At 59.7% G+C, this 21,742-nt stretch carries 28 protein-coding genes and 1 tRNA gene; 11 read left to right on the forward strand and 18 right to left on the reverse strand.

Annotation, left to right across the window (positions count from 1 at the left end; all coding sequences use genetic code 11):
- Nucleotides 1-106 precede the first annotated feature (106 nt).
- Entirely contained in the window at nucleotides 107-253 is a 147-nt protein-coding gene (locus tag QMO82_RS10290) for a DUF1127 domain-containing protein (protein ID WP_010067591.1), read from the reverse strand.
- A gap of 871 nt (nucleotides 254-1,124) precedes the next feature.
- On the opposite strand from QMO82_RS10290, the gene QMO82_RS10295 reads away from it, so the two are divergent.
- The 5 genes from QMO82_RS10295 (at nucleotide 1,125) to QMO82_RS10315 (ending at nucleotide 5,320) form a co-directional block, all read left to right on the forward strand.
- On the forward strand, nucleotides 1,125-2,228 hold the full coding sequence (locus tag QMO82_RS10295; RefSeq protein WP_183607545.1) for a DUF2157 domain-containing protein: 1,104 nt from the start codon (nucleotides 1,125-1,127) through the stop codon (nucleotides 2,226-2,228).
- Nucleotides 2,225-2,815 (forward strand): GDYXXLXY domain-containing protein, encoded by a 591-nt coding sequence (locus QMO82_RS10300; RefSeq protein ID WP_183607544.1) that lies wholly within the window; start codon nucleotides 2,225-2,227, stop codon nucleotides 2,813-2,815. The genes QMO82_RS10295 and QMO82_RS10300 overlap by 4 nt, the downstream gene beginning before the upstream one ends.
- 152 nt (nucleotides 2,816-2,967) lie before the next feature.
- A tRNA-Leu gene (locus tag QMO82_RS10305) sits at nucleotides 2,968-3,052 on the forward strand.
- A 199-nt stretch (nucleotides 3,053-3,251) separates the two neighbouring features.
- Nucleotides 3,252-4,733, forward strand: coding sequence for a trigger factor (tig, locus tag QMO82_RS10310; protein ID WP_183607543.1), 1,482 nt, complete (start codon nucleotides 3,252-3,254; stop codon nucleotides 4,731-4,733).
- Between the two features lie 167 nt (nucleotides 4,734-4,900).
- Nucleotides 4,901-5,320 carry a nuclear transport factor 2 family protein gene (locus QMO82_RS10315; RefSeq protein WP_183607542.1) on the forward strand — a complete coding sequence of 140 codons (420 nt, stop codon included), beginning with the start codon at nucleotides 4,901-4,903 and terminating at the stop codon, nucleotides 5,318-5,320.
- 111 nt (nucleotides 5,321-5,431) lie between these two features.
- On the opposite strand, the gene QMO82_RS10320 is transcribed toward QMO82_RS10315, so the two are convergent.
- The 7 genes from QMO82_RS10320 to QMO82_RS10350 form a co-directional block, all read right to left on the reverse strand.
- Nucleotides 5,432-7,201 (reverse strand): radical SAM protein, encoded by a 1,770-nt coding sequence (locus QMO82_RS10320; RefSeq protein WP_183607541.1) that lies wholly within the window; start codon nucleotides 7,199-7,201, stop codon nucleotides 5,432-5,434.
- A 160-nt stretch (nucleotides 7,202-7,361) separates the two neighbouring features.
- The gene (locus QMO82_RS10325; protein ID WP_183607540.1) at nucleotides 7,362-8,165 is read right to left on the reverse strand and encodes an endonuclease/exonuclease/phosphatase family protein; all 804 of its coding nucleotides are present in this window, start codon (nucleotides 8,163-8,165) and stop codon (nucleotides 7,362-7,364) included.
- Between the two features lie 61 nt (nucleotides 8,166-8,226).
- Entirely contained in the window at nucleotides 8,227-9,633 is a 1,407-nt protein-coding gene (gene sthA, locus QMO82_RS10330; RefSeq protein WP_026188372.1) for a Si-specific NAD(P)(+) transhydrogenase, read from the reverse strand.
- Nucleotides 9,634-9,850: 217 nt separating this feature from the next.
- Nucleotides 9,851-11,038 (reverse strand): alpha-hydroxy acid oxidase, encoded by a 1,188-nt coding sequence (locus QMO82_RS10335; RefSeq protein ID WP_183607539.1) that lies wholly within the window; start codon nucleotides 11,036-11,038, stop codon nucleotides 9,851-9,853.
- A gap of 76 nt (nucleotides 11,039-11,114) precedes the next feature.
- The gene (locus QMO82_RS10340) at nucleotides 11,115-11,498 is read right to left on the reverse strand and encodes a RadC family protein (protein WP_277546127.1); all 384 of its coding nucleotides are present in this window, start codon (nucleotides 11,496-11,498) and stop codon (nucleotides 11,115-11,117) included.
- Nucleotides 11,495-12,700 (reverse strand): integrase, encoded by a 1,206-nt coding sequence (locus QMO82_RS10345; protein ID WP_183607538.1) that lies wholly within the window; start codon nucleotides 12,698-12,700, stop codon nucleotides 11,495-11,497. Before QMO82_RS10345 ends, QMO82_RS10340 begins: the two co-directional genes overlap by 4 nt.
- Nucleotides 12,697-12,951 carry a hypothetical protein gene (locus QMO82_RS10350; RefSeq protein ID WP_183607537.1) on the reverse strand — a complete coding sequence of 85 codons (255 nt, stop codon included), beginning with the start codon at nucleotides 12,949-12,951 and terminating at the stop codon, nucleotides 12,697-12,699. The genes QMO82_RS10345 and QMO82_RS10350 overlap by 4 nt, the downstream gene beginning before the upstream one ends.
- A 40-nt stretch (nucleotides 12,952-12,991) precedes the next feature.
- Here QMO82_RS10350 and QMO82_RS10355 point away from each other — a divergent pair, with 40 nt between their 5' ends.
- Nucleotides 12,992-13,135 (forward strand): hypothetical protein, encoded by a 144-nt coding sequence (locus tag QMO82_RS10355; protein ID WP_183607536.1) that lies wholly within the window; start codon nucleotides 12,992-12,994, stop codon nucleotides 13,133-13,135.
- Here the strand turns inward: QMO82_RS10355 and QMO82_RS10360 are convergent.
- Together QMO82_RS10360 and QMO82_RS10365 are read right to left on the reverse strand one after the other, a co-directional pair.
- Nucleotides 13,126-13,428 (reverse strand): HNH endonuclease, encoded by a 303-nt coding sequence (locus QMO82_RS10360; protein ID WP_183607535.1) that lies wholly within the window; start codon nucleotides 13,426-13,428, stop codon nucleotides 13,126-13,128. The genes QMO82_RS10355 and QMO82_RS10360 overlap by 10 nt on opposite strands.
- A 21-nt stretch (nucleotides 13,429-13,449) precedes the next feature.
- Complete coding sequence (locus QMO82_RS10365) at nucleotides 13,450-13,698, reverse strand: hypothetical protein (protein ID WP_183607534.1); 249 nt, start codon at nucleotides 13,696-13,698, stop codon at nucleotides 13,450-13,452.
- Nucleotides 13,699-13,800: 102 nt separating this feature from the next.
- Here QMO82_RS10365 and QMO82_RS10370 point away from each other — a divergent pair, with 102 nt between their 5' ends.
- From QMO82_RS10370 to QMO82_RS10390, 5 genes are all read left to right on the forward strand, one after another.
- Nucleotides 13,801-14,049, forward strand: coding sequence for a helix-turn-helix domain-containing protein (locus tag QMO82_RS10370; protein ID WP_183607533.1), 249 nt, complete (start codon nucleotides 13,801-13,803; stop codon nucleotides 14,047-14,049).
- Nucleotides 14,050-14,097: 48 nt separating this feature from the next.
- Nucleotides 14,098-14,352 (forward strand): hypothetical protein, encoded by a 255-nt coding sequence (locus tag QMO82_RS10375; protein ID WP_183607532.1) that lies wholly within the window; start codon nucleotides 14,098-14,100, stop codon nucleotides 14,350-14,352.
- Nucleotides 14,353-14,571: 219 nt separating this feature from the next.
- Nucleotides 14,572-14,775, forward strand: a complete 204-nt coding sequence (locus QMO82_RS10380; RefSeq protein ID WP_183607531.1) for a hypothetical protein — start codon at nucleotides 14,572-14,574, stop codon at nucleotides 14,773-14,775.
- Between the two features lie 329 nt (nucleotides 14,776-15,104).
- Nucleotides 15,105-15,362 (forward strand): hypothetical protein, encoded by a 258-nt coding sequence (locus QMO82_RS10385; RefSeq protein ID WP_183607530.1) that lies wholly within the window; start codon nucleotides 15,105-15,107, stop codon nucleotides 15,360-15,362.
- Nucleotides 15,359-15,646, forward strand: coding sequence for a hypothetical protein (locus QMO82_RS10390; RefSeq protein ID WP_183607529.1), 288 nt, complete (start codon nucleotides 15,359-15,361; stop codon nucleotides 15,644-15,646). Before QMO82_RS10385 ends, QMO82_RS10390 begins: the two co-directional genes overlap by 4 nt.
- 35 nt (nucleotides 15,647-15,681) lie before the next feature.
- On the opposite strand, the gene QMO82_RS10395 is transcribed toward QMO82_RS10390, so the two are convergent.
- The 8 genes from QMO82_RS10395 to QMO82_RS10430 form a co-directional block, all read right to left on the reverse strand.
- Complete coding sequence (locus QMO82_RS10395; RefSeq protein ID WP_183607528.1) at nucleotides 15,682-15,858, reverse strand: hypothetical protein; 177 nt, start codon at nucleotides 15,856-15,858, stop codon at nucleotides 15,682-15,684.
- The gene (locus QMO82_RS10400; protein WP_183607527.1) at nucleotides 15,859-17,001 is read right to left on the reverse strand and encodes a hypothetical protein; all 1,143 of its coding nucleotides are present in this window, start codon (nucleotides 16,999-17,001) and stop codon (nucleotides 15,859-15,861) included.
- Nucleotides 16,979-17,734: a hypothetical protein gene (locus tag QMO82_RS10405; RefSeq protein WP_183607526.1), complete on the reverse strand. Its 756-nt coding sequence runs from the start codon at nucleotides 17,732-17,734 to the stop codon at nucleotides 16,979-16,981. Before QMO82_RS10405 ends, QMO82_RS10400 begins: the two co-directional genes overlap by 23 nt.
- Complete coding sequence (locus tag QMO82_RS10410; protein ID WP_183607525.1) at nucleotides 17,731-19,698, reverse strand: phage tail length tape measure family protein; 1,968 nt, start codon at nucleotides 19,696-19,698, stop codon at nucleotides 17,731-17,733. The genes QMO82_RS10405 and QMO82_RS10410 overlap by 4 nt, the downstream gene beginning before the upstream one ends.
- Nucleotides 19,699-20,099: 401 nt before the next feature.
- On the reverse strand, nucleotides 20,100-20,366 hold the full coding sequence (locus QMO82_RS10415) for a hypothetical protein (protein WP_183607524.1): 267 nt from the start codon (nucleotides 20,364-20,366) through the stop codon (nucleotides 20,100-20,102).
- A gap of 2 nt (nucleotides 20,367-20,368) precedes the next feature.
- Nucleotides 20,369-20,623, reverse strand: coding sequence for a P27 family phage terminase small subunit (locus QMO82_RS10420; protein WP_246718273.1), 255 nt, complete (start codon nucleotides 20,621-20,623; stop codon nucleotides 20,369-20,371).
- 210 nt (nucleotides 20,624-20,833) lie between these two features.
- The gene (locus tag QMO82_RS10425) at nucleotides 20,834-21,028 is read right to left on the reverse strand and encodes an HNH endonuclease (protein WP_246718291.1); all 195 of its coding nucleotides are present in this window, start codon (nucleotides 21,026-21,028) and stop codon (nucleotides 20,834-20,836) included.
- A 101-nt stretch (nucleotides 21,029-21,129) separates the two neighbouring features.
- Nucleotides 21,130-21,645 (reverse strand): HK97 family phage prohead protease, encoded by a 516-nt coding sequence (locus QMO82_RS10430; protein WP_183607521.1) that lies wholly within the window; start codon nucleotides 21,643-21,645, stop codon nucleotides 21,130-21,132.
- Nucleotides 21,646-21,742: the final 97 nt, after the last annotated feature.

A 21,742-nucleotide genomic window follows, 5' to 3' on the forward strand; every position in this document is an offset into this window, starting at 1 on the left:
AACCCCGCGGCCGTCGCATGCAGACAAAAGAAAACGCCCGCTGTGGGTACAGCGGGCGTTTTTAATCGAGAACAATCACGCTTGGGAGGGCCGCGATCGCCTGGAATTAGCGGGAAGAAGCCTCACGGGCGACGCGATGGATGTCCGAACGGTCGATGCCGAGATCGTGCAATTCGCGGTTGGTCATGCGGCCGAGTTCCGTGACGGTCTGACGATACTTGCGCCAGTTATTGAAAGAGCGAGAGAAGTTCATGTTAAGCCCCTTTCCGAGGGTTTCATCTGCCAGCAGCCACCGATCGGCGCTGACCTCTATTTGATGACCGGAATATATGTTGCGGCGCGAAAGACTAAAACAGCCAAGTTTTCAGATCACCTATGCGAGGTATGCAATGCTCTAGGGGCATTTGACGCAGACTTACCATTTTTTGGTCAACGAATAGGCAGAATGGCGCCGGCGAAAGCAAACCAGTTTAGAGTGTCGAGTGGGTGCGGCTGGCGAAAAACGCCGCTCCCTCGGGCTGTTCCGGCCGTCCATCCGCTGCAAAGAGCAGTTCCGCTTCGGATCGGCAGCTGCCCATCCGGTCGCAGGGTCGGTGGGGCGGCGTGACGACAATGTGGCGCGAGGGCGCCATGCGACGGAAAAGCATCGGGCCGTCAACGTTTTAATCGAGCTTCGACTGAACAAAAACGCCCGCCGGGGGAGGATCCGGCGGGCGCATTATGGTGACTGACAACTGGGAGGAGGAGTGTTGCCAGCCTATCGCAGCGCGCTGGGAGGAGGAGTGCGCAGCTGCGAATCTCGTCACGGACAAAAGATCCGCGGGCATCCGGCTGAGCCGGGCCGGGGCGCCATCCCCGTGCTTCGGTGACTATACAAATAGTATGACTAATTCCAATATTGCAGTGCAATAAATTCATGAGGGGTGTGCAAAATCCGCATAGCTCTCCCGTCATATTCTTATATATGCGCTTCTGCCGTTAGCGGCCGGTTAACATTCGATACAAGTTAGACCAATGAGGAACTTGTACATTTGTCGCCACAGCGTTTGCGAACACCCCGGCTGCGGCTATAACGACATGAGCCGCAGCGCCGCAGTCGGCGTCGCGAAACGAAGGGGTGGAGCATGTATCGCGGCAGATTGGAGCGGGATCTCTCGGTCTGGGTAGGCAAGGGCCTGCTCGGGCAGGAAACGGCGGCCCTGCTACTCGCCGAATATGACGGTCGTCCGGCAAGCTTCAGCCTCGGCCGGGTGCTGATGGCGCTGGCGGCGGTTCTGCTTGCAGCCGCCGTCCTGCTGGTCGTCGCCTCCAACTGGGAGGCCATCCCGCGCCTTGTCCGCGTCGGCGTCATCCTCGCCCTGATCTGGGTCGTGCACATCGCCGCCGCCCGGATGCTTGCCCGCGGCGCGACGGCCGCCGCAGGCGGCTTGCTGGTCATCGGCGCGATGAGCTTCGGCGGCGCCATCTCGCTCGTCGGACAGATGTATCATCTCTCCGGCGACGAGCAAACGGTGATGTATCTCTGGTTCGCCATCGCGACGATCTCGGCAATCCTGTTCCGCTCGGGCGCCGTGACCGTCGTCGCCGGCTTCCTCTCCTGGGCGTCGTTTGCCGTCTACCTGCAGAATAATGACACGCACTGGCTCGGCTTCGATCCCTGGATGGCGCCCGTCATGGCGGTGATCACGATCGCCCTGGTGCGTTATACCGGCGCCGAGCGGGCTAGGCATCTGGCCTATCTACTTTTGATCGGCTGGCTCGCCTGGCTCTATAGTCTTTATGAGGAGATCGCCGTGGCGCTCGCCTTCGCCGTTGGCGGCATGGCCGCCGTCGTCCTGACGGCGTTGCCGCTCCCGCGCATCGCTTCCCTGGTCAGGAGCGCTGGTGCTGCCCCGGCCTTCTACAGCTTCCTCGTGGCGGCGATCGGTTTCCTGCTGCTGCATATCGAGATCGAGGATGGCTGGCGGCTGGTGGTGCTCGGGCTGGCGACGCTCGCCGCTTCCGTGCTGGCGATCGCCCTGCACGGCAGGGACAACGGTGCGGTCCGTTATCTCGCCTACACCACCTTCGCCGCGGAGATGCTTTATCTTGCCTCCGTCACTGTCGGCTCGATTCTCGGCACGTCAAGCCTCTTCCTGTTCTCCGGTCTCGTGGTGGCGCTTGTCGCCTGGATCGTCATCCGTCTCGAGCGGCGGTTTTCGGCGAATGCACAGGGGGAGGGCGCATGAGCTCGTTCATGGCAAGGCTGCAATCCGGCAAGGGTTATCTGCTTTCGGCAACTATCGTCGCCGGCCTGCAGACCCTGATCCTCGGCACGATCATCCAGAGCCGGGCCTCGATCCTCAGCAATGGCGCCGAGGTTCTGCTGAAGACGGCGCCCGTCGATCCGCGCGATTTCCTGCGCGGCGATTATGTCGTCTTGAATTATGACATTTCCTCGGTGCCGGTGCAGACAGTTTCCGGCGGCATTCCGGCCGACCCCGGCGAACGCGTGTTATGGGTCCGGTTGAAGAAGCAGGAGGACGGTTTCTGGACAGTGATCGAATCGTCCTTTCATGAGCTGCCGCCGCAGCCGGAGACCGTGATCCTGCGCAGCCAACCATTCTACAGTGGCGGACTTGCCGCGGGCGACAGCATCCGTGTCGAATATGGCATCGAGCGCTACTACGTTCCAGAAGGCGAGGGGAAACCGATCGAGGAGGCCCGCAATGGCGGCAATGTCGCAATATCGGTGCGCGTCTCGCCAGCGGGAAGCCCGCAGATTCGCAGCCTTCTCGTTGACGGCAAGCCGGTTTACGACGAGCCGCTTTACTGATCCGATGGCACTTCGCAGCAAGGCGGCTTCCGAGGCGCAGATCGCTGTCATTGACCGTTCATTTTTCCTTTGCCTCGGCCAAATCGGGTGATATAGAGACGCCGCGCTCCGGAAGGCCTCATGTGCAGGCATAGGCATGCGGTTTTGTGAACGCGGGTATGGTGAAATTGGTAGACACGCCAGATTTAGGTTCTGGTGCCGCAAGGCGTGGGAGTTCAAGTCTCTCTACCCGCACCAAGCTGTTTGCAGGCGGGAGACTAAGAATCGGTTGTTCCACAACAATTGAGAGTTGTCCCGAATAGCCCGCGAGTGCCGTTCCGCTTCGGGCGGAATGATACGGAATTGGGAAAAGCCACGCGCGGCACGCTGCCGGCGTCGTGCTCATAGAAACGAACGGCGTCTGGGCACGGCCGCCACGACATGAAGGTAGGAAGACATGCAGGTTATCGAAACGCTCGCTGAAGGGCTGAAGCGCGAAATCAAGGTCGTTATCCCGGCCAAGGACATGCAGGACAAGATGAATGAGCGTCTTGCCGATGTGAAGGACAAGGTTCGCATCAACGGCTTCCGTCCGGGCAAGGTCCCCGCTGCTCACCTGAAGAAGGTTTACGGCAAGTCGATCATGGCCGACCTCGTCAACGAGATCGTCCGCGAGCAGCCGGCCGCCATCCTCTCCAGCCGCGGCGAAAAGTCGGCCACGCAGCCCGAAATCGCCATGACTGAGGACAAGGACGAAGCCGACAAGATCCTCGCTGCCGAGCAGGATTTCGAATTCACGCTCTCCTATGAAGTTCTGCCGCCGATCGAACTGAAGTCGGTCAAGGGCATCAAGGTCACGCGCGAAGTGATCGACATCTCGGACGACGAAGTCAACGAGCAGGTCCTGAAGGTCGCCGAAAGCGCCCGCGCCTACGAGACCAAGACCGGCAAGGCCGCGAACGGCGACCGCATCACCATGGATTACGTCGGCAAGGTCGACGGCGAAGCCTTCGAAGGCGGCACCGACCAGGGCGCCGAACTGGTGCTCGGCTCCGGCCGCTTCATTCCGGGCTTCGAAGACCAGCTCGTCGGCGTCAAGGCCGGCGATGAGAAGACCATCACCGTGACCTTCCCGGCCGACTATCCGGCCAAGAACCTCGCCGGCAAGGAAGCGACCTTCGACGTATCGGTCAAGGATGTCGCAGCACCTGCCGATGTCGAGATCAACGACGAACTCGCCTCCAAGCTCGGCATCGAATCCGCCGACCGCCTGAAGGAAATCGTCCGCGGCCAGATCGAATCGCAGTACGGCTCGCTGACCCGCCAGAAGCTGAAGCGCCAGATCCTCGACCAGCTCGACGAGATGTACAAGTTCGAGACCCCGAACTCGCTCGTTGACGCCGAATATAACGGCATCTGGAGCCAAGTGAACAACGACCTCGCTCAATCAGGCAAGACCTTCGAGGACGAAGACACGACTGAAGAAAAGGCACGTGAGGAATACAAGACGCTCGCCGAGCGTCGCGTCCGCCTCGGCCTCGTTCTCTCCGAAATCGGCGAAAAGGCCGGCGTCGAAGTCAGCGAAGACGAAATGCAGCGCGCCATCTACGATCAGCTGCGCCAGTATCCGGGCCAGGAAAAGCAGATCCTCGAATTCTTCCGCAGCCAGCCGGGTGCTGCCGCTTCGATCCGCGCACCGATCTTCGAAGAGAAGGTCATCGATCACCTGCTGACCGAAATCGACGTTACCGACAAGAAGGTGACGAAGGAAGAGCTGCTCGCCGAGGAAGAAGGCGAGACCAAGGCCGAGACCAAGAAGGCCGCGCCGAAGAAGAAGGCCGCCAAGGCCGAAGCAGCTGAGGCCGGTGAAGGCGAAGAAGCCGCACCGAAGAAGAAGGCTGCTCCGAAGAAGAAGGCAGCTGACGAAAGCGCTGAATAATCGCTTTTCAGTTCAGAAGTTTGGAAGAGCCCCGCCATCGCGCGGGGCTTTTTGTTTATCCAGGGCAGTTCATTCTCGACCGTCTTCTCCGATGCAGCTGCAGCAACAAAGAGTTGCAATACAGTATAATTCAATGCAGATTTCGTTGATGGTGGGAGGACCTGACAATGACTGCAAAGCACGACATGAAGAAGCTCGTGGAGGATATGTATGCTGTGCGTGACCGCGGCGATATCGAGGGCACGCTGACGCTGATCGGCGAGGGTTGCACCTTTCGCATGGTTGGCAATACGCGGCTGGCGCCCTTTTCAACTGAATCGAGCGGGAATGCCTTTCGCCAGGCGATAACGCAGCTGATCACAGTATGGGATCTATCGAAGATCAGGACAGCCATCTATGTGGACGAAGACGAGCAGATGGTCTTTGCCCACCGCGAAGGCGAGGTCAGGCACATCCCATCGGGCGTGAGCTTCCAAACGGAATTCGTCGACAAGATCCATTTCCAGGATGGCAAACCGGTCAAGATCGTCGAATTCGTCGACACGCTGCAAGTGGCCGAGACGGCCCAGATAATCCAAATTGCTTAAACGGGCATCCAGGTCGAAGCGCTTAAAAGCGCGGCTTCAAACTTGATCTAAGTTTGAAGCCGCCCATGTTTTCGGCCGCCAGGCGTCGGCCGCCGTTGCAAGAATTGCAGCTCAATGCCCTGTCAGTTGCGCGACTTTCCTGACATGGCTGACGGCTGCGGCGCCGCCGGCGGTCTGGGTGAAAAGGTGGAGCGTTTCCTCTTCGTCGTCGGCGACCGGCGTCAGGGCTTGATCCATATATGTCTTCGACTTCGCATCCCTTGAAATCAGGAAGGCCGAGATCGTCAGGCCAATGATCGTGCCGGCGAGCGACGCATGTTTGCGGAAGGTTTCCCAGGCAAAGCGCGGCCAGAAGACCAGCGGATTTTCGCGCGGCAGGTCGGGGCGCCGCTCCGACGGCGTCTTCAGGCGCAGCAGGCCACTTTGCAGCGGATGCACGTTTTCCAGCGGCACGGTGGTCGCGAAGGAAACGAGAACCTTGACGAGCCTTGCCAGCGGCACCCCGGTCGCCACGGCGCGGCGCAACAGCGTCTTCATGTGATCAGGCGAGTAATAAAGTGCCCAGGCCTCGTGGTAGATGTCTTCCCATTGCTGCTTGCTCATCTTCGGATGCGCGGTACAGACATGTTCGACATCGTAGATGTTGAGATCGGCATCCATCTCGACGCCCTTCTTCCACAGGACCTGGTGGTCCTCGGAGCCCGGCAGCGGCGTCAGGATGAAGAATTCGATGACGTCGAGCGGCAGCTCTTCCTGGATGATCGCGATGTCGCGGCGGATCGATTCCGGCGTGTCGGCGGGGAAGCCCAGGATATAACCGGCGAGCGTCATGATGCCCTGTGCCTTCCAGGCGAGCAGCATCTTGCGGTATTCGGTGATCTTGTTCTGGTTCTTCTTGGCGGCGGTCAGATTGTCCGGATTGACGTTTTCGAGGCCTATGAAGACGCGGGTGACACCGGCGCGCCGGGATTTCTCGATGAAATTCGGGATCTTGTGGCAGAGCGTGTCGACCTGGATCATCAGGCCGAGCGGAATGCCGTCCCGCTCTTTGAGCTCGATCAACCGGTCGAAGATCGCTTCCCAATCCTTGTTGCGGGCGAAATTGTCGTCGGTGATGAAGAATTTGTGGATGCCCTGCGCCCAGTTCATCCGCACCAGCTTTTCGACGTCGTCGGCCGAGCGGAAGCGCGATTTGCGTCCCTGCACGTTGATGATGGTGCAGAACGAGCACTGATAGGGACAGCCGCGCCCGGCATCGAAGCTGGTGCTGAGCCCGAGCGTGCGCTGGATATTGTCCTTGGGCAGGAAGGGAACCGGCGTGCCGCCGATGCCGGGAAGGTCGTTCATGAAATTGTAGAGCGGCTTCAACTCGCCGGCCGCTGCATCGCGCAGCACCATCTCCAGCCGGCCCTCGGCCTCGCCGGCAAACATCGAAATGCCCATGTCGCGGCAGGCATCGAGCCCGACGGCCTTGCCATCCAGCATCGACAGGCAGCCGGAAACATGGAAGCCGCCGATCGAAACCGGCAGACCGGCATCGCGGAACGGCCGGGCAATATCGAGGGCGCGCGGATACTGATTGGTCTGGACGCCGACGAGCGCGATCATGCCGAAATTGTCATGGCGCTTGAACTGTGCGAGCAATCCGGCGACATCGATCCGCGTATTGGTCTCGTCGATCACCGTAATGTCGATTGCCGTATCGGGCCCGAGCACCTTGCGCTCGGCGCATTCGGCGGCGATGCCGTAGAGAGCCGCGAGCGAATTGGACGGGATCATCGCCCGCCACCAGCGGATGACGTAGCCGTCATCGTCATAATGCGACGGCTTGATCAGGATCAGCTGAAAACGTCGGCGCGCAGCTTCCGAGACATGGGACAAGAGTATCTATCTTTCTTCAGAAGCTTTTGCCGGAGGCAAAATGGAGTTGAAGGCACATATCATGCATGGCGTATCAATGCGACTTATGCGGGTTCAAACTAGGCTTAAAAAACGGCACTGCGCGCGAAACGCTCCGCGCAGCGTATCATTCCTCAATATACTACCCGATATCGAGCAGCAATGCGCGGTGGTCGGAGACCTCGGGCGCTTCGACCACCTCGAATTTGCCAACCTTCACCCCCGGTGTGACCAGCATGTAGTCGGCAAAGCGGCTCTGCTTCAAATAGTAGGAGGTTCGCGTGTCTACAAGGCCGTTTCCGGTGACGAGATCCGAAAGCCCGAGTCTGGCGAGAATCGCAAAGGTCGCGCTGTCGGGCAGCACGTTGAAATCGCCGCAGACGACAAGCCCTTCGTCGCCGGGCCAGACGCGTTCGATGAGCCTGACCAGCGCTGCAGCCTGGTCCTGCCGCGCCGCCGTGTCGCCCTTGCCCGCGGGATCGCGCAGGCCATGCATGTGGGCGATCGTCACGGCGCGGCTGCACTCATGGCTGAAGACGCGGATGCAATGGGCGTTTCGCGGCCGCGGATGGTCGCCCCAGCCATCGGCGGAAAAACGGCCATGCACGAAATCCAGCCCCTCTGCGATGACGGAATGCGTTTTGCGCACGAAGGTCGCCAGTCCGAATTCGGCGGCGATGGCGCGATCTCCGTCGAAGAGCTCGCCTCTCGATGTCGGGTAGAAGAAGCCGTCGTGGCCGGGCAGGGCGGCGCTGATCTCCGCGAATAGATTGAAGCGCTGCGGCAGCTCGAGCCCCGCATCCCGATAGATCGACCATCCGCAATCCGCACCCGGTGCCCGCAACACTTCCTGCAGGCATAGCACATCCGGATCGGCCTGTCTGACATAGGCGATCAGGGCTTCGTGCAGCCTGCCGCCCCATGCGTTCAGAGATATGATGCGCAATGCCGTTCGGCTCCGTTTTGGCGGCCGGATTTAGACGACGGCGCCGTCTAAAAGACGCGTTTCAAAGTTCCGACTTGATGTCGCCCATCCGGTTCCAGGCATCGAGGCCGGCGATCTTGTAGGCTTCGGCAAGTGTCGGATAGTTGAAGGTGTTTTCGACGAAATATTCGACCGTGCCTTTGAGGTTGAGCACGGCCTGGCCGATATGCACCAACTCGGTGGCGCCTTCGCCGACGATATGGACGCCGAGCAGGCGGCGCGTCTTCAGCGAGAAGATCAGCTTCAGAAGCCCGGTGTCGAGGCCCATAATATGACCGCGCGACGTCTCGCGGAAGCGGGCGATGCCGCATTCATAGGGAATGCCGCGCTCCTTCATCTCTTCTTCGGTCAGGCCGCAGGTCGAAATCTCCGGCACGGCATAGATGCCGTAGGGGAAATATTTCGGCGGCTCCTTGGCGACCGCGCCGATCGCGACGCGGGCGGCGATGCGGCCCTGTTCCATCGAGGTCGAGGCAAGGCTCGGAAAGCCGACGACGTCGCCGGCGGCGTAGACGTTGGCAACCGATGTCTGGAAGGTTTCCGGATTGACCTTGAGACGGCCGCGGCTGTCGGCTTCGAGGCCGATGGCCTGAAGGTTCAGCGCATCGGTCGCCCCCATGCGGCCGGCGGCGAAAAGCACCATGTCGGTGGTCAGGCGCCGGCCACTGTCGAGCGTCAGCTCGACCTTGCCATTCTCAAGCGTCTCCACCTTGTCGGCCTTCTGGCCGAGCAGCAGCTTCATGTTGCGGTCGCGCAGCTGGTAGGTAAAATCCTCGATGATTTCCTTGTCGATGAAGTCGAGCATTGTCGCCTTCGGGTCGATCACGGTGACGGCCGTGTCGAGCGCGCTGAAGATCGTCGCGTATTCGATGCCGATGACGCCGGCGCCGATGACGACCATCGATCGCGGCAAGTCCTGGATGTCGAGCAGTTCGTCGCTGTCGAGAACGGTCTTGCCGTCGAAGGGTATGTAATCTGGGCGGAAAGGCTTTGTGCCGACGGCAAGCAGCACGCTGGCGCCGGTGACCTGCGTGGTCTCGCCGTCATCCTTGATCACCTGCAGCGTCGACGCATCGATGAAGCTCGCCTTGCCGCGAATATGCTGCACGCGGTTGCGGGCGAACTGGTGTTCTAGCACCTCGACCTCGTGGTTGAGCGTAATCAGCAGGCGGCGGCGCAGGTCATCGGCACTGATCTCTTCCTTGACGCGGTAAGACCGGCCATAGAAGCCGCGTTCGCGCCAGCCGGAAAGATTAAGTGCGGTCTCGCGCAGCGTTTTGGAAGGAATGGTGCCAGTATGCACGGACACGCCGCCGACGCGTTTGCCCTGCTCGATGACAAGCACTTTCTTGCCGAGTTTTGCCGCCTGGATCGCGCCGCGGCGCCCTGCGGGGCCGCTGCCCACCACAACGAGATCGTACTGAAGCATCATCAAGCCCCGGATTGGAAAGGAATCATTTTGCAACGCAAAATGTCGCCCGTCCATCGTTAGCCGGTCAATGTTACAGATTGTTTTACGGCTGCATGATTGCTCCTGACGGGCGCTTTTTCGGGGACGTGAGCCCTTCGGGAAACAGCTTTGCGCCATGAGTCGTAGCCGACGAACACCGGCGGAGGGCGCTTGCTCTCGACGAGATCTATGGCCTTCATGCACGGGTGATGTAGTCTGCGGAAATATCGCCGACCTTGGTGACGCCGAGCAACGCCATGTTGCTATGCAGTTCCGTCCTTAGGATATCGGCCGCCTTCAGCACGCCCGGCAGGCCCGCGACGGCTGCGGCATAAAGGAACGGCCTGCCGACGAACACGAAACAGGCCCCGAGCGCGAGTGCCTTCATGATATCCGTTCCACGCCTGAAACCGCCATCGACCATCACGGCAACGCTGCCTCCGACACGTGCCGCAATCTCCGGAAGGACCTGAAGGGGAGATGCGGTACCGTCGAGCTGGCGACCGCCATGGTTGGAGACGATCACTCCATCGGCCCCGGTGTCGACAGCCCGCGCCGCGTCGTCAGGGTGCATGATCCCCTTGACCACAAGTTTGCCGGACCACCTGTTGCGTATTCGCTCCAAATGATTCCAGTTGAGATGGTCGCGCCTGCCGAAATCGCGCGTGACGTTCGAGGAGATGATCGGCGCGCCCCTTGTGGCATAGGAATTTTCAAAATGCGGAATGCCGTGCCGGACGATCGTTCGCAGGAATGTGCCGGTGGTCCAGCGCGGGTGCGAGATGCCCTGCCATGCCAAGCGGAGACCAGGACGCAAAGGCGTCGAAAATCCGGCCCTTACATTGTTTTCACGATTTGGCAGCGTGGCCGTGTCCACGGTGAGCAGAAGTGTGCGCAAGCCGGCCGCGCCGACGCGGTCGATGAGAGCGTCGATACGGTCGGGTTCGCCGGGGAGATAGGCCTGAAACCATGCTTGCGGCGAAATCGCGGCGATCTCTTCTAGAGGGATAAGTGATGAACCGCTTATGATCATCGGGATTCCCGATTGATCCGCTCCTTGCGCGAGCACGATGTCACCTCGATAGGCCATCAGCGCGCTGATACCCATCGGCGCGATGCCAAAGGGCGCGGCATGGGTCTTGCCAAAGAGGCTCGTCTCGGTGCTGCGTTTCGAGACGTCCCGAAGGACACGAGGCCGGAAGGCATAGGCCTGGAAAGCCTGTGCATTATACCGCAGCGAGGCATTGGTCTCGGTTGCGCCGGCGATATAACCGAAGAGAGGCTTTGGCAGATGCCGCCGCGCCTTCATTTCAAAATCATCGAGGCAGAGCACGTCGCGGCAGAGCCGGGTCGATCGTTCGGTATTTCCGCTATGGATCGTCATTGAGCTTCATCTTCTCGGTATTTCGGGCGCCGCGCCAGGGCTCTGCATTTCGTCGGCGATCAGCCGCAATGTTTGTTCAGATCAGCTTAAGCCCCTTCAGGCTGACATGGCCGTCCTTGCCGATGATGACGTGGTCGTGGACGGTGATGTCGAGAGCCTTGGCGGCATCGATGATCACCTTAGTCATGTCGATGTCGGCGCGTGATGGCGTCGGGTCGCCGGAGGGGTGGTTGTGGACGAGGATCATCGCCGTTGCCGAAAGCTCGAGCGCGCGTTTCACCACCTCGCGCGGATAGACCGGCGTATGGTCTACCGTGCCGCGGCCTTGCACCTCGTCGGCGATCAGCACATTGCGCTTGTCGAGAAAGAGGATGCGGATGTGTTTCTCGGCTCCGAATTTTGCAGCCCTTTCAACACTTTGCACTAAACGTCCCCCAAACGTCCCCAACGCGTCCCTCATTCGTTGTTCTCGTTACGTTTTGCCAGCCGCATCTCGGCAACGCGACTGGTCTGCTTGATCGTCCCGCGGTTATAGCGGGCGCTTGTCTGCCGGTTTTTATGGCCGGCGGATTTCATGACGTCGGTCTCGGCCGCGCCTAGGTCATAGGCTTCCGTGATGGCGCCTGCGCGCGCATCCATATTCCAAATGGTCCGCGGGATGCCGGCTTTATCTGCGACTTTACGCCAACGCTCGGTGAATTTCCGATTTTTATAGGGTACGCCCGTTGCCTCGGATATGATCACAGGGCCCACACGCTTTTCAAGCGGGACGCGATTTATTTCCTCGATCGCCGCGGGATGAAGCTTCAGGTCATGCTCGACCGGAAAACCCGTCTTCGTGTGGATCTTGCGCAGGATCATGTCGTCGCCGATATCGGACCAGACAAGCCCGTTAACCCACCGCGTATCCCTATATGTGATGCCGCCGTCTTCAGCGCTCGCACCAGGCTCCCATTCGCCCACCACATCCTTCTGGCGCATAGTGAGCTCGAACTGCAGAACGGTCGCCAGCGCGATTGACGGAAAGCCCTCAGCATGCGCTGTGACGCGGATGGCAGCAACATGTTCCGCCGTCATCACAGATGTGCGAGCAGGTGGCGTCTTGAACCGGATTTTGCCGAGGATGGTATCTGCGCGAAAGCAATCGTCGAAGCCCAGCGTAACGCCGTAGCTTATCAGCTGCCGGACGGCATCAATGGCGTGCTTGGCGCGCCATGGGCGGTGGGGCTTGCCAGGCGCTTTCGGCTCTCCCCACTGACCATGCCAGCGCTTGAAGTCCGGGCCAAGGAGCTTCCCCACGTTACGGGCTCCGACGGTCGCCTCGATGATGATAAGCGACTTCAGGACGTTTTCGCGGCTGTTGTACTTGAGGGAATGAAAAGGAGAATCGGGGTTCGTCTGATAGAGCCGAGACAGGCTCTTGAGAGTTCCGTCATATCCAGGCGCAGCGTGTTCGCCGTTAGCGGCCCACGCCAACATTTCCGCTTGCAGGATCCGGCAGCGCGCGGCCAACTGTGTGCGGCCTTCAGGTGTCACCGGGTAGTGAAGTCGCACGCTCGAAGGCCTATAGCCGCGCTTCACCAGATCCGCACGCGCTTCCCAGTATTCCCGAATGCTGCCGTCTTTGTTGCGCTTGCGTTTCAGCCCGGGTGCATCTGTCATGACCAGTTCTCGGCGCCGTCGACGGTGGCGGGCAGGGCCGTCTGATGCAGCCCGTGCCGACGGTCTAGGAAGGCGCGCACTGCCGGCCAGTAACGGCAGCCCGTCATCGGATCGATGCGCGGTAGACCTTCACGCTCCCAGACGATGGCAAGCGCATCCCAAGCCGTCCTGGACTTGGCGCCGAGGACGCGCTGCGCGATCGACGCCTCTGATAGGTACAGCGGGTTATTGTCGTTGGCGGCAGCTGGCATCGTTCCTCCAGTTTTGTTGAGCACACAGCAAAGTGTAAACATGCCCATCAGGTCAATACCGGCCGGCGCGCTGCTGGTGTGGGCGCAGGTGGTGATCGCGCCGGCCTTTGGTGTTCATGCTGCCCGCGGGCGACAGGGCAAGCGCCCACGGGCAGCTCAGCCGGCCGCCACCGGCTATCTCTGAGGCTTGATGGCCTCCATAAACTCCAGAAACTCACCTCGCCGGAACGTTGCGTATAGAATCCATGACAACGAACCACGCTCCTGGTTGCAACGCTTGCATGCGAGGGAAAGGTTATGCGGTTGGTTGGTGCCGCCGTCGGCGCGCCGTCGCAGATGCTCAATCGTGGCTGCGTCTGACCGCTGCTGAATTTTATAATCTGCGCTCAGAACAACGAACCGCTCGCAATAGCAGCACCGCCCGTTCTGGCGTTCGAATAACTTAAGAAGGACTGGAAGCCGCACCTTTGACTTCATGGCTTAGCTCCTGCCGGATGGTCAGTGAGTGTGCTTAAGGGCCGAGCCCAGCACATCCCTAGCCGGGCGCTCGTGGGCGTCCAGCAGGACGATCCCATAATGCTCGCGGCCCATTGCGGTGCGAGAGCGGGAGATGACGATGGCTAGGTCGCCGTGGAAGTCGACCAACTGGCCGATGCGAAAGCGGTACGCTGCTACATAGCTTCGTCTTCTGCCAAGCAAACTGCGAGGCAACTGAACTCTCGGAATATTGATCTCTTCTGCTGACATTGTCGCTCTCCTCGTTGCTTTTGTGTCGCTGCATTTGTACAGTGTCCATATTCATAAACGGATTTTGTTCCGTGTCAACACGTATTTGTACAGGGTACACAAATGAGGGGCGTGCAGATAAAAATGGCCCGGGCCGCATTGGGTTGGGGAGTGCGCGATCTCGCCGCAAAGTCGGGAGTGGCCGCCAACACGGTCAATCGAATTGAGAATGGATCAGACGCAAAGCAATCGACAATGGATGCATTGCAGCTCGCCCTCGAGGCGGCCGGCATCGTCTTCATCGACGGCGAATATGCCGGCTCTGGCGGCCCAGGCGTACGCCTCGCGGCGCCATCAAAATCGGGGGCCTGAGATGGAGGAGGGCAAACCGCTTGCCGAAGCCACGTTGGAAGATCGCGAATGACTCCCAAGTTGCGTCTGACGCTCTTTATGCCTCTTGTTTTGCTCGCCAGCTGCGACGACGATAGCCGCCAATATACCCTGTATCGAAACAGCGCTCTTGACGCGAACATGCGCTTGCATGTCGCATCGTTCGACAGCGCGGACGGCGAGTCTTACAACTCCGAAAACTGCCAAATAGCGGCGGGCCTCTTTGTGACGCAGCCAGGCGTCACCGTCCGTTATTGGTGCGAGAAAGGCAAATTTCGAAAGTGACCGAGCCCCGCCTAATCGGCCGCAAGCAAGCGGCCGTCTACCTCGGAATCGCCGAATCAACGTTCTCTTTATGGGTGGCCACTTACAAAATGCCACCGGCGATCCCCGGCACCCGTAAATGGGACAAAAGAGCGATTGACGCCAAGCTTGACGAGATAAGCGGACTTACGCCAGCCGAGAAAGAGGATCCTTATGACAAATGGGTGAGGGAGCATCCATATGACTAACGTAATCCAGCTTCAGCCGGCCGCAACTATATCGTTCGACGATTACATCGAGGACGCCTTGCGGCAGGTGGCCAGCGAGCTCGGCCTAACGCGCAACGACACGATCAGGACGATCGTCGTGGAATGGCTGCAGCAGAACACGTATCTGCCCGTCCACGAGTTGGATGAAGACGGGGAGGTCGACGGGAACGCGTAACGTCGTGTGCCGCGGCCCACTAATGTGAATCCTGTGGAATTGCCGCGTATCTAGGGATTAAACGCCGACGTTGCAATTGACCTCGGCCTGCGTACACAGTTTGCTTTGCCTGCAGTCACGGAAACGACCGCTCTGACAAAGCGTAATGGTCGCTCCGAGACTGCTGGCGCTACGCCCGCGTCGGGAGAGGATGGTTGCAGCCATCCTCTCCTTTCGGCAAAGCTACCGTGCAACAGAATGTTGAATACGGCAACGAAGGAGTTGCGTGAAACGCAACTTTTCCACGGTCGCGGAAAATCGTCCGCGATTATATGAGTGCTGGGGGCACAATGATTTTCGCAAAACTCGCCAGGATCGTGGCCTGGATTGTCCTAGTCGGTAGTGTCATGCGGATCATCACCGGCATCGGTGTCGCCACCGAAATCCTTGGACCTTATGAGGAAGCTCTGCGCCGGTTCGGTGGCAGGGCGGAGAGCTCCGGAGCAATTATCGACAGAGGTGTTTACGCCCTGCTGGTCGCCATCGCGCTTGGCACGCTGGCCGAAATCGGCATCGCGCTAGCCAGAAAGGTGGAAGGCTCGAAATGAAATACGCGATCCTTATCGCCGCACTGGTCGCGCCCTCCGTAGCATCTGCAGAAACGTGCTATCCTAAAGACAACTCTGCCAGAATTCTCTCATCAGCGAGCCCGAACGATATTCATCCTGATTGGCGTGGAGATTCGTATGTCGGGACCAGTTGGAGCTTTGTCGTCCATGGCAAGGCAGAGGATGGTACCGGAAAATACTTGCGAGGGAATCTGATGTCGCCACGGGGCGGCTTGGTGAACGCGGACGTCTACATTCTTCGCAAGGAATGGAGTTGCGAGTGAGCTGAGCGGGCCGAAGCCCGCCCGTCTCGATCCGCTTAAAGCCAGTCCTTTTTTAATTTTTCCCGGAGATCCGCCAGCACCGCGTTCGCTTTCGCGGAGAATTCGACGACCTCCGCGGCGTCATCAGGCAGAAATTCCTCGCCATAACCTTCCTGAGGCTGTTCAAACAGTCCGGCGATTTCGCCGTCGTCATTTCGTGTCACGTAAGGCATTTACGCAGTCCTTTTGCAGGGGAAAATAAAACCGTCAGTCCAGACCCAAAGATTGCCGGCGGCACCGGCCACGTAGCGAATCTGTTTGCTCGTGTTGGTCAAGATATCGCGGGCGCCTACCGCGAAGCCGCTGGCAACCTGGATCGAGCCAACGCTGGGTCCGTCATTGCCGATGCCCGCGACCAGCGCGCCCTGCGCAGGATCGGACAGCAACGCCGCGTTGGTGGTCGCCGATGACGTGAACTCAAACCGCAACTTAGCTTTGACCCTGACCCCGTTAGGGACTGTCAGCGCCAAAAGCGTTGAGGTTGTGGAAATGGCGATGTTGGCGGCATCCTTCACTGGTGAAATGAAGGTATATTCGCCGTCCGCCTCCATCGTGAACTCTCGAATGTTCGAACTGCCGTCAGTCAGCACAACGCCGATCGGCGCCAAGACATCGTAGCCGGTCAGCAGCGACGTATTGACGCCGCCGACTGTTGCCGACGTCGACAGCACCACCTCACCAGTCCCGTCCGACTGCTTGCGAAGCGCGTAGACGAAGTAAGTGGCGTTGGCTGCCTTCACGCCGGTATCGAGCCCGCCGTTGTTGCCGGCCACCCATGTACTATTGAGGTTCTTGGTGAGCGTGCCGGACGAGACCGCGACTTTGCTGAGGGCCTTCACAGTGAACGAAGCAATGTCAAGATGCGTTTGAGGATTTGATCCATTGGGGAGTACGATACCTCCCTCAACAAAATCAGGGCCAAGCGCGGAAGCAAGCCATGCGCTCAGGTTCGTGAGCGTTAGGCTCTTCGTGTCTCCCGCAGCGCTGTCCCAGATACCGAGCTTGTCCGCGCCGGTTGGTGCTGCCTTTGCGGTGGCGGCACTTATAGTCGTGCCGAGGCCGCTGAACGTCACCGCGTTTGTTGCCGTGTCGAGCACCATCAGCAGAGTGTCGTCAGATCCATCATAAAGGTAGAGCTTCAGTTGGCCAGCCGTGGCCGTCGAGATCCAGATAGTGCCAGCCACAGCATAGGACGGCCGCGAAGCGCCAGAGTGAGCGCTCACGGCCGCCTTGAAGTTATCATCGATGCGCGACGCCATAGCTGATGGCGTCGCCGGTCCAGTTGTCGGAACACTAAAGATTGTTGCTTGCGTCATATTGCGAACAGACCTGTTCTTTTTTGGAGGGGTTAATCAAGGTTCGGATCGGACGGCCGAGTAAGTCTTCCGACCAGATTCGCAGGGGCGTTGTTTCGACGCTGGTCGCGGTCACTGTGGTGAGGTCGACGCCGCCACCAATGGTGCATTGCCCGAATCGTTCGGGATCAGTCTCATCATCAAAGCCGCTTGCCTCGCGCATCGTCTCGGCGATGACGACGCCATAGTCTGGCAGCAAAGTGCCACCATAGAATGAGGCAACCAGCGCGTCTTGAGATGCGCCCTTCGCGATCAGGGCCTGTAAATCGATCTTGCCGCCCATCGCTAAATTGAAGCCGATCGGCGCTTTCGTAATCCTCCATGCCGGCATGCCAGGCATCAAGTTGTGAGAGGGAAGCGCCCAGAGGCCGAGGCCACTGGTTTCGGATATACCTGCAACCAAGAGCTCAAAGTCAGCACCATGGGCGTCGAATAGCGCCCGCTGCTCGGCAACAAGGTCCCCCAGCAAAGAAAGGCCGCCGTCGAAGCCGTGGCGCTCCACCGCCGCGTCCAGCGCTGCAGCGAAGACGTCCAGAAGCGCGGCACGTCCACGACCAGCGACAGCCATGGTTGGATGCTGACGCGTTCGGACCTTGGGGGCGATGTCGACGACGACGCCATTAGGATCGATGGCTGCCCGATCGGTTAGGATTTCGACTCGGTCCGGATGGACAAATGCGAGAACAAGGGTCATTGAATCTCCAAGGTAGCGACCGGCCCGACACACGCTGTTGCCGCGGCTCTCATCAGGGCATTTTGAATGGAATCTGCGAGTGCTTTGCCGGCGTTTCCGCCGTTCTCTACGAGCGCGGTTCTGAAATCGTTGAAGAAAGACCGGAGGTCATCTCGCATGTTTCCAATGCGGATCGACTGTCGGATCTGCCCAGCTTCTTGGCTGTTCAAATCTTCCGGTAGGCCGTATTGCCTGAGCGTCGTGGTGACTTGCTGATCTTGCTTTGACAGGGAATTGAATCGCGTCTGACTGATCAGATCCTGCTGCAGTTTCGTCTTCGACAGGACGCCTGCATATTTCTCGTAGAGCGCGACCTTCTGCTCGATGGCGGCCTTTTGCTCCGCATTTAGCGACCGGCCCTTGTCCTCCGACTGCTGGAGCAGGTCGAGACGGAAACGCGCCGTATCGGCCGCCACGCCATACTTGCCGAGTAGCTCGATCTCTTGCTGCATTTGGCCGAGCCTGTCGTCGGCCGCTTTCAAGAGATCGCGGTAAGCGTTCGCCGCTTTCGTGGCTGCAGTTTCCGCCTGCTTGTCGGCTTTCTCGGCGCCGGGCAGGCCCTCGAGCTCGATCAACGGCCGGCTCTGGGGGGTGGGCCCTACGGCCGGCGTAAACGTGCCTGTCTGGTGGGTCTTGCCATTCTCATCCCGGAAAGTGGAGCCGGCAGTGATGTCCTGAACGCTCGTGGCGCCGGCCAGCGCCTTGATCCACTCCTCGCGCGCCTCTTTCGATGCGGCAATCGACTTCTGGATCGATTGTGTGATCTGGTCGAATGCGTCACGAAAGCCCAAAACCGACTTGATGCCATACTGGTCGACGGCCGTTGCCAACATTTGTTGCGCGGCATTGATATCGCCGATTGATGCAGTGCCGCTGTCTAGCCGCTCCTTCAGGTCGCTGAACGCCTTGCCAAAATCACGAATGAATGCCGGATCTGCCTGAATGCCGCGGAGTCCGCGCATGGCTTCGGTGAATTGCCTGTTGATGCCTTCAAGCTTGTCGCCGAGACCCTCGAGCGCTTTGGCGCCCAAGATGTCGCCGGCTTCCCGGCCGGTAGAGATCTGTTTTGCACGGTCGAGCTCGTCGACGACCTTCGTGACAGACGGCAGCGCTTCGCCCCAGGCGGCCGCAGCGTCGCGGATCACCTCGTTCTGCTTCTCGATCAGCGGCGTGGTTTTCTTCGCGCCGTCTTCGCCAGCGGTGAAGTACTCAATGAGCGCCGCGGATCCAGCCACCAGGCCGATGGTCACGAGAGAGATTGGCGAAAGCAAGGAGGCGAAAGCCGCGCCGAGACCGCCGACTACCTGTCGGCCGTTCCCCATCGTCGCGAGCACTGACGATAACTGCGTTCCCTGCTGCAACGCAATCTGCAGGGGATTCGCGCCCATTGCGGAAGTTACGGCAATGTCCTGGAATTGTGCCGCAATGTTCGCGGTCTGGAAGCCTCGGCCGGCGCGATTGTCGTTGGCAGGAGTGTCTGCGAGAGCTGCATTACGCGCCTTTATGGCGGCGATCTGCGAGGTAAACGCCGACTTCTCTCGGTCTAGTGCTGACGTCATCTCGCTGGCTGAGATGGCTCCGAGGGCATGGGTCGCCTTGATCTCTTTTAGGCTTGCCGCATAGCTTTGCTGCGCGGCAAACAGTGGATTGTATTTCGCACGAAGCCGCTCAAGCTCCTTGCCCTGATCGGCAAGCGCGCCAGTCCACTCTTTCGAGGCCTTGGTACCGATGCCGACTGTGGCCTCAATGCGCTTCTGTAGGGTTGTAGAAACCGAGTTGTCGATCGACTTGCCGACGGCAGTGAATTGCTTCTGGACGCTACCGGCGAGAGTGCCAAGATCCTGCTCAATCCGCTTTATGGAGCGACGCAGCGCGGCCTGATCGGTCGAGATGCTGATAATCAGGTCATCGGTATTGTCAGCCATGGACTGGCCTCCGCGCGCCCGATGGGGCGTTCGTTTTGTTCATAATTTTTCCTTGGATATGGCGCGCTAGACTATTTCTGCGCGAATCGATTAACCTGACCTGGGGTTGCCATCGTCGACTTTCCTACATCGGCTTTCGAGCCGCACTCACACGGGTGACGATCCACGATCAGGTGGATTGCGAGTGGCAGGCTTAGTCCTGCTTTGGAACGAAAGGAGATGTAGGCATGTCGCACATGTTGAAATCAAAAGTCGTGAAAGTGAGAGCGTACGTGAGGTTCCGGCTTGGTCGTCTAGAACACGTCTGCGCCCATTTCCGCTCCTGGCCTAGGCAGCTTTCATTTGACTTTTAACCCGGCTTCGTAAATCGGGCTGACGGTGGCAACCTCCAGTATCGCATCCTAGCGCCGCCGGCGGCGAACGGCCGGCTGCCCGAACTCACGAAGCGCCCAAGGCTCCGAGTGCTTGTCAGTCCAGGTTTCCATGTATTCGGCGCCGAGGCGCTGCCAGGCTTCCGCAACCGTTGCGTCGTCAGCACGGCCGTACTCGTCCACCTCAATGCCGGCGTCTTTCGCGTCGCCGAAATAGTCGCTACCGGCCTGAAAGATCATTTCCCAGGCGATCAGGTCATCGGGCTGGACTTTTGATTTCCGTCGCTTGCGAGGCACGATTATCTCCGATTTGATCTAAGTGCAGGCGGCCTGGCGGTGTCGCTTCCGCCGTCGAAGTCCAGATCGAGCTCCCGGACAAGCCGCGCGAACGCGAGTCGGCTGTTGTGCATGATCGAGACTTCGGGGCGCTCCTTGGGCTGCCCAAATCTGTCGGTAAATGTCTGGCCGTCCCGTTCGATCGTCTCCCGGCAGGATTCGGTCTGGTCTAGCGCCTCGCAGGCTAAGGTGAGCAGATGATGGTGATGGGCGTCCAAATCCCACTCCTCGACAACAGATCGGAACCACTTTCGGGTAGCTGGCCGCAGGTGTTTAGGGGCTCTCGGGGGTCCGTAAGCCTTAGTTTCTGGCACTTTCGCACCTCCGAATATTTTATTGAACGGGGGACTCGGCTGCGCACACGAAGGGGGACGACCGGTAACCCGGTAGGCATGCGGAACGGGATCTGATGCACCCCTCCCGGTCGGTCACACCGGGAACCCATCGACCCCGAACCGAACGACCTTCCCGCCGCGCTCTTGACGCTGCTTGTGCCGCGAATGGCATGATGGGCAAAGGCTAGCCAGGTTGCCAGGATCGAAGAACAACGCAAGGTCGCCCTTGTGAGGCGTGCGATGGTCGACCGTGTTTGCTGCTGTCACCACGCCAAGTTCTTCACACATCCAGCATAGCGGTTCTCGTGCCAGCTGGGCGAGCCGCAGCTGCTTCCAAAGTGCTGTCCGGTAGAGCGAGTGGTATTGCTGGGCTTCCTGGCTGCGCGATGTCACACCGGCAGCCCTCGCGCCCTCATCGCCGCCTCGGCCTTCGCCTTCACGCGCTCAGCTGCATCGTTGCTGCTAGCCACCCGGAAGCTGGCGCTGGTATCGCCGTAGGCGGGAAGGCAGGTGAGCGTGACCTCGAACAGGTCGACGTCCTTGATGATCCGAAGGGGTAAGCGGTTCTTGCCGTCCCTCCATTCCTCAGCTCGAACCCGAAAACCGAAACTGCATCCGCGCACGTCGCCCCGCTTCACTGTGCCAATGGCCTCTTGGCCACTCGGCGTTGTCGGATTCGGTTCGAGATCAAACCAGAGACCGGCGCTATCTTCCCGCAGATATAACGTGTGAGCTGTGGTGCGCCCGACGACCCGGCCTGTATCGTGATCGAGGAGCATCACCACGTCGGGACGCTCTCGGAGGGTGCGAGCAAAGACGCCGGGCGCCAGCATTTCTCGGAATTCGCCGCCGATGACCGTCTCGCTGTTAAACCTGGCAGCATAGCCAGAGATGCGCTCAGCCATCCAGTTTCGCCTCGGCCCTCGCAAGCTGCGCCTCCCGCAGACCGAGCTCAGACTTAGCTCTCAGTTCTCGTGCGATGTCGACCGGCCTGGCGTCGCT

It is taken from the genome of Rhizobium sp. BT04 (assembly GCF_030053135.1).
Classification (GTDB): Bacteria; Pseudomonadota; Alphaproteobacteria; order Rhizobiales; family Rhizobiaceae; genus Rhizobium; species Rhizobium binxianense.

Bases quoted from the DNA above. Each gene is read 5' to 3' on its own strand.
- QMO82_RS10290 (WP_010067591.1), bottom strand. From the start codon at position 253: ATGAACTTCTCTCGCTCTTTCAATAACTGGCGCAAGTATCGTCAGACC.
- QMO82_RS10295 (WP_183607545.1), top strand. From the start codon at position 1,125: ATGTATCGCGGCAGATTGGAGCGGGATCTCTCGGTCTGGGTAGGCAAG.
- QMO82_RS10300 (WP_183607544.1), top strand. From the start codon at position 2,225: ATGAGCTCGTTCATGGCAAGGCTGCAATCCGGCAAGGGTTATCTGCTT.
- tig (WP_183607543.1), top strand. From the start codon at position 3,252: ATGCAGGTTATCGAAACGCTCGCTGAAGGGCTGAAGCGCGAAATCAAG.
- QMO82_RS10315 (WP_183607542.1), top strand. From the start codon at position 4,901: ATGACTGCAAAGCACGACATGAAGAAGCTCGTGGAGGATATGTATGCT.
- sthA (WP_026188372.1), bottom strand. From the start codon at position 9,633: ATGCTTCAGTACGATCTCGTTGTGGTGGGCAGCGGCCCCGCAGGGCGC.
- QMO82_RS10335 (WP_183607539.1), bottom strand. From the start codon at position 11,038: ATGACGATCCATAGCGGAAATACCGAACGATCGACCCGGCTCTGCCGC.
- QMO82_RS10340 (WP_277546127.1), bottom strand. From the start codon at position 11,498: ATGAGGGACGCGTTGGGGACGTTTGGGGGACGTTTAGTGCAAAGTGTT.
- QMO82_RS10345 (WP_183607538.1), bottom strand. From the start codon at position 12,700: ATGACAGATGCACCCGGGCTGAAACGCAAGCGCAACAAAGACGGCAGC.
- QMO82_RS10350 (WP_183607537.1), bottom strand. From the start codon at position 12,951: ATGCCAGCTGCCGCCAACGACAATAACCCGCTGTACCTATCAGAGGCG.
- QMO82_RS10355 (WP_183607536.1), top strand. From the start codon at position 12,992: ATGCCCATCAGGTCAATACCGGCCGGCGCGCTGCTGGTGTGGGCGCAG.
- QMO82_RS10360 (WP_183607535.1), bottom strand. From the start codon at position 13,428: ATGAAGTCAAAGGTGCGGCTTCCAGTCCTTCTTAAGTTATTCGAACGC.
- QMO82_RS10365 (WP_183607534.1), bottom strand. From the start codon at position 13,698: ATGTCAGCAGAAGAGATCAATATTCCGAGAGTTCAGTTGCCTCGCAGT.
- QMO82_RS10370 (WP_183607533.1), top strand. From the start codon at position 13,801: ATGAGGGGCGTGCAGATAAAAATGGCCCGGGCCGCATTGGGTTGGGGA.
- QMO82_RS10375 (WP_183607532.1), top strand. From the start codon at position 14,098: ATGACTCCCAAGTTGCGTCTGACGCTCTTTATGCCTCTTGTTTTGCTC.
- QMO82_RS10380 (WP_183607531.1), top strand. From the start codon at position 14,572: ATGACTAACGTAATCCAGCTTCAGCCGGCCGCAACTATATCGTTCGAC.
- QMO82_RS10385 (WP_183607530.1), top strand. From the start codon at position 15,105: ATGATTTTCGCAAAACTCGCCAGGATCGTGGCCTGGATTGTCCTAGTC.
- QMO82_RS10390 (WP_183607529.1), top strand. From the start codon at position 15,359: ATGAAATACGCGATCCTTATCGCCGCACTGGTCGCGCCCTCCGTAGCA.
- QMO82_RS10395 (WP_183607528.1), bottom strand. From the start codon at position 15,858: ATGCCTTACGTGACACGAAATGACGACGGCGAAATCGCCGGACTGTTT.
- QMO82_RS10400 (WP_183607527.1), bottom strand. From the start codon at position 17,001: ATGACGCAAGCAACAATCTTTAGTGTTCCGACAACTGGACCGGCGACG.
- QMO82_RS10405 (WP_183607526.1), bottom strand. From the start codon at position 17,734: ATGACCCTTGTTCTCGCATTTGTCCATCCGGACCGAGTCGAAATCCTA.
- QMO82_RS10410 (WP_183607525.1), bottom strand. From the start codon at position 19,698: ATGGCTGACAATACCGATGACCTGATTATCAGCATCTCGACCGATCAG.
- QMO82_RS10425 (WP_246718291.1), bottom strand. From the start codon at position 21,028: ATGTGTGAAGAACTTGGCGTGGTGACAGCAGCAAACACGGTCGACCAT.
- QMO82_RS10430 (WP_183607521.1), bottom strand. From the start codon at position 21,645: ATGGCTGAGCGCATCTCTGGCTATGCTGCCAGGTTTAACAGCGAGACG.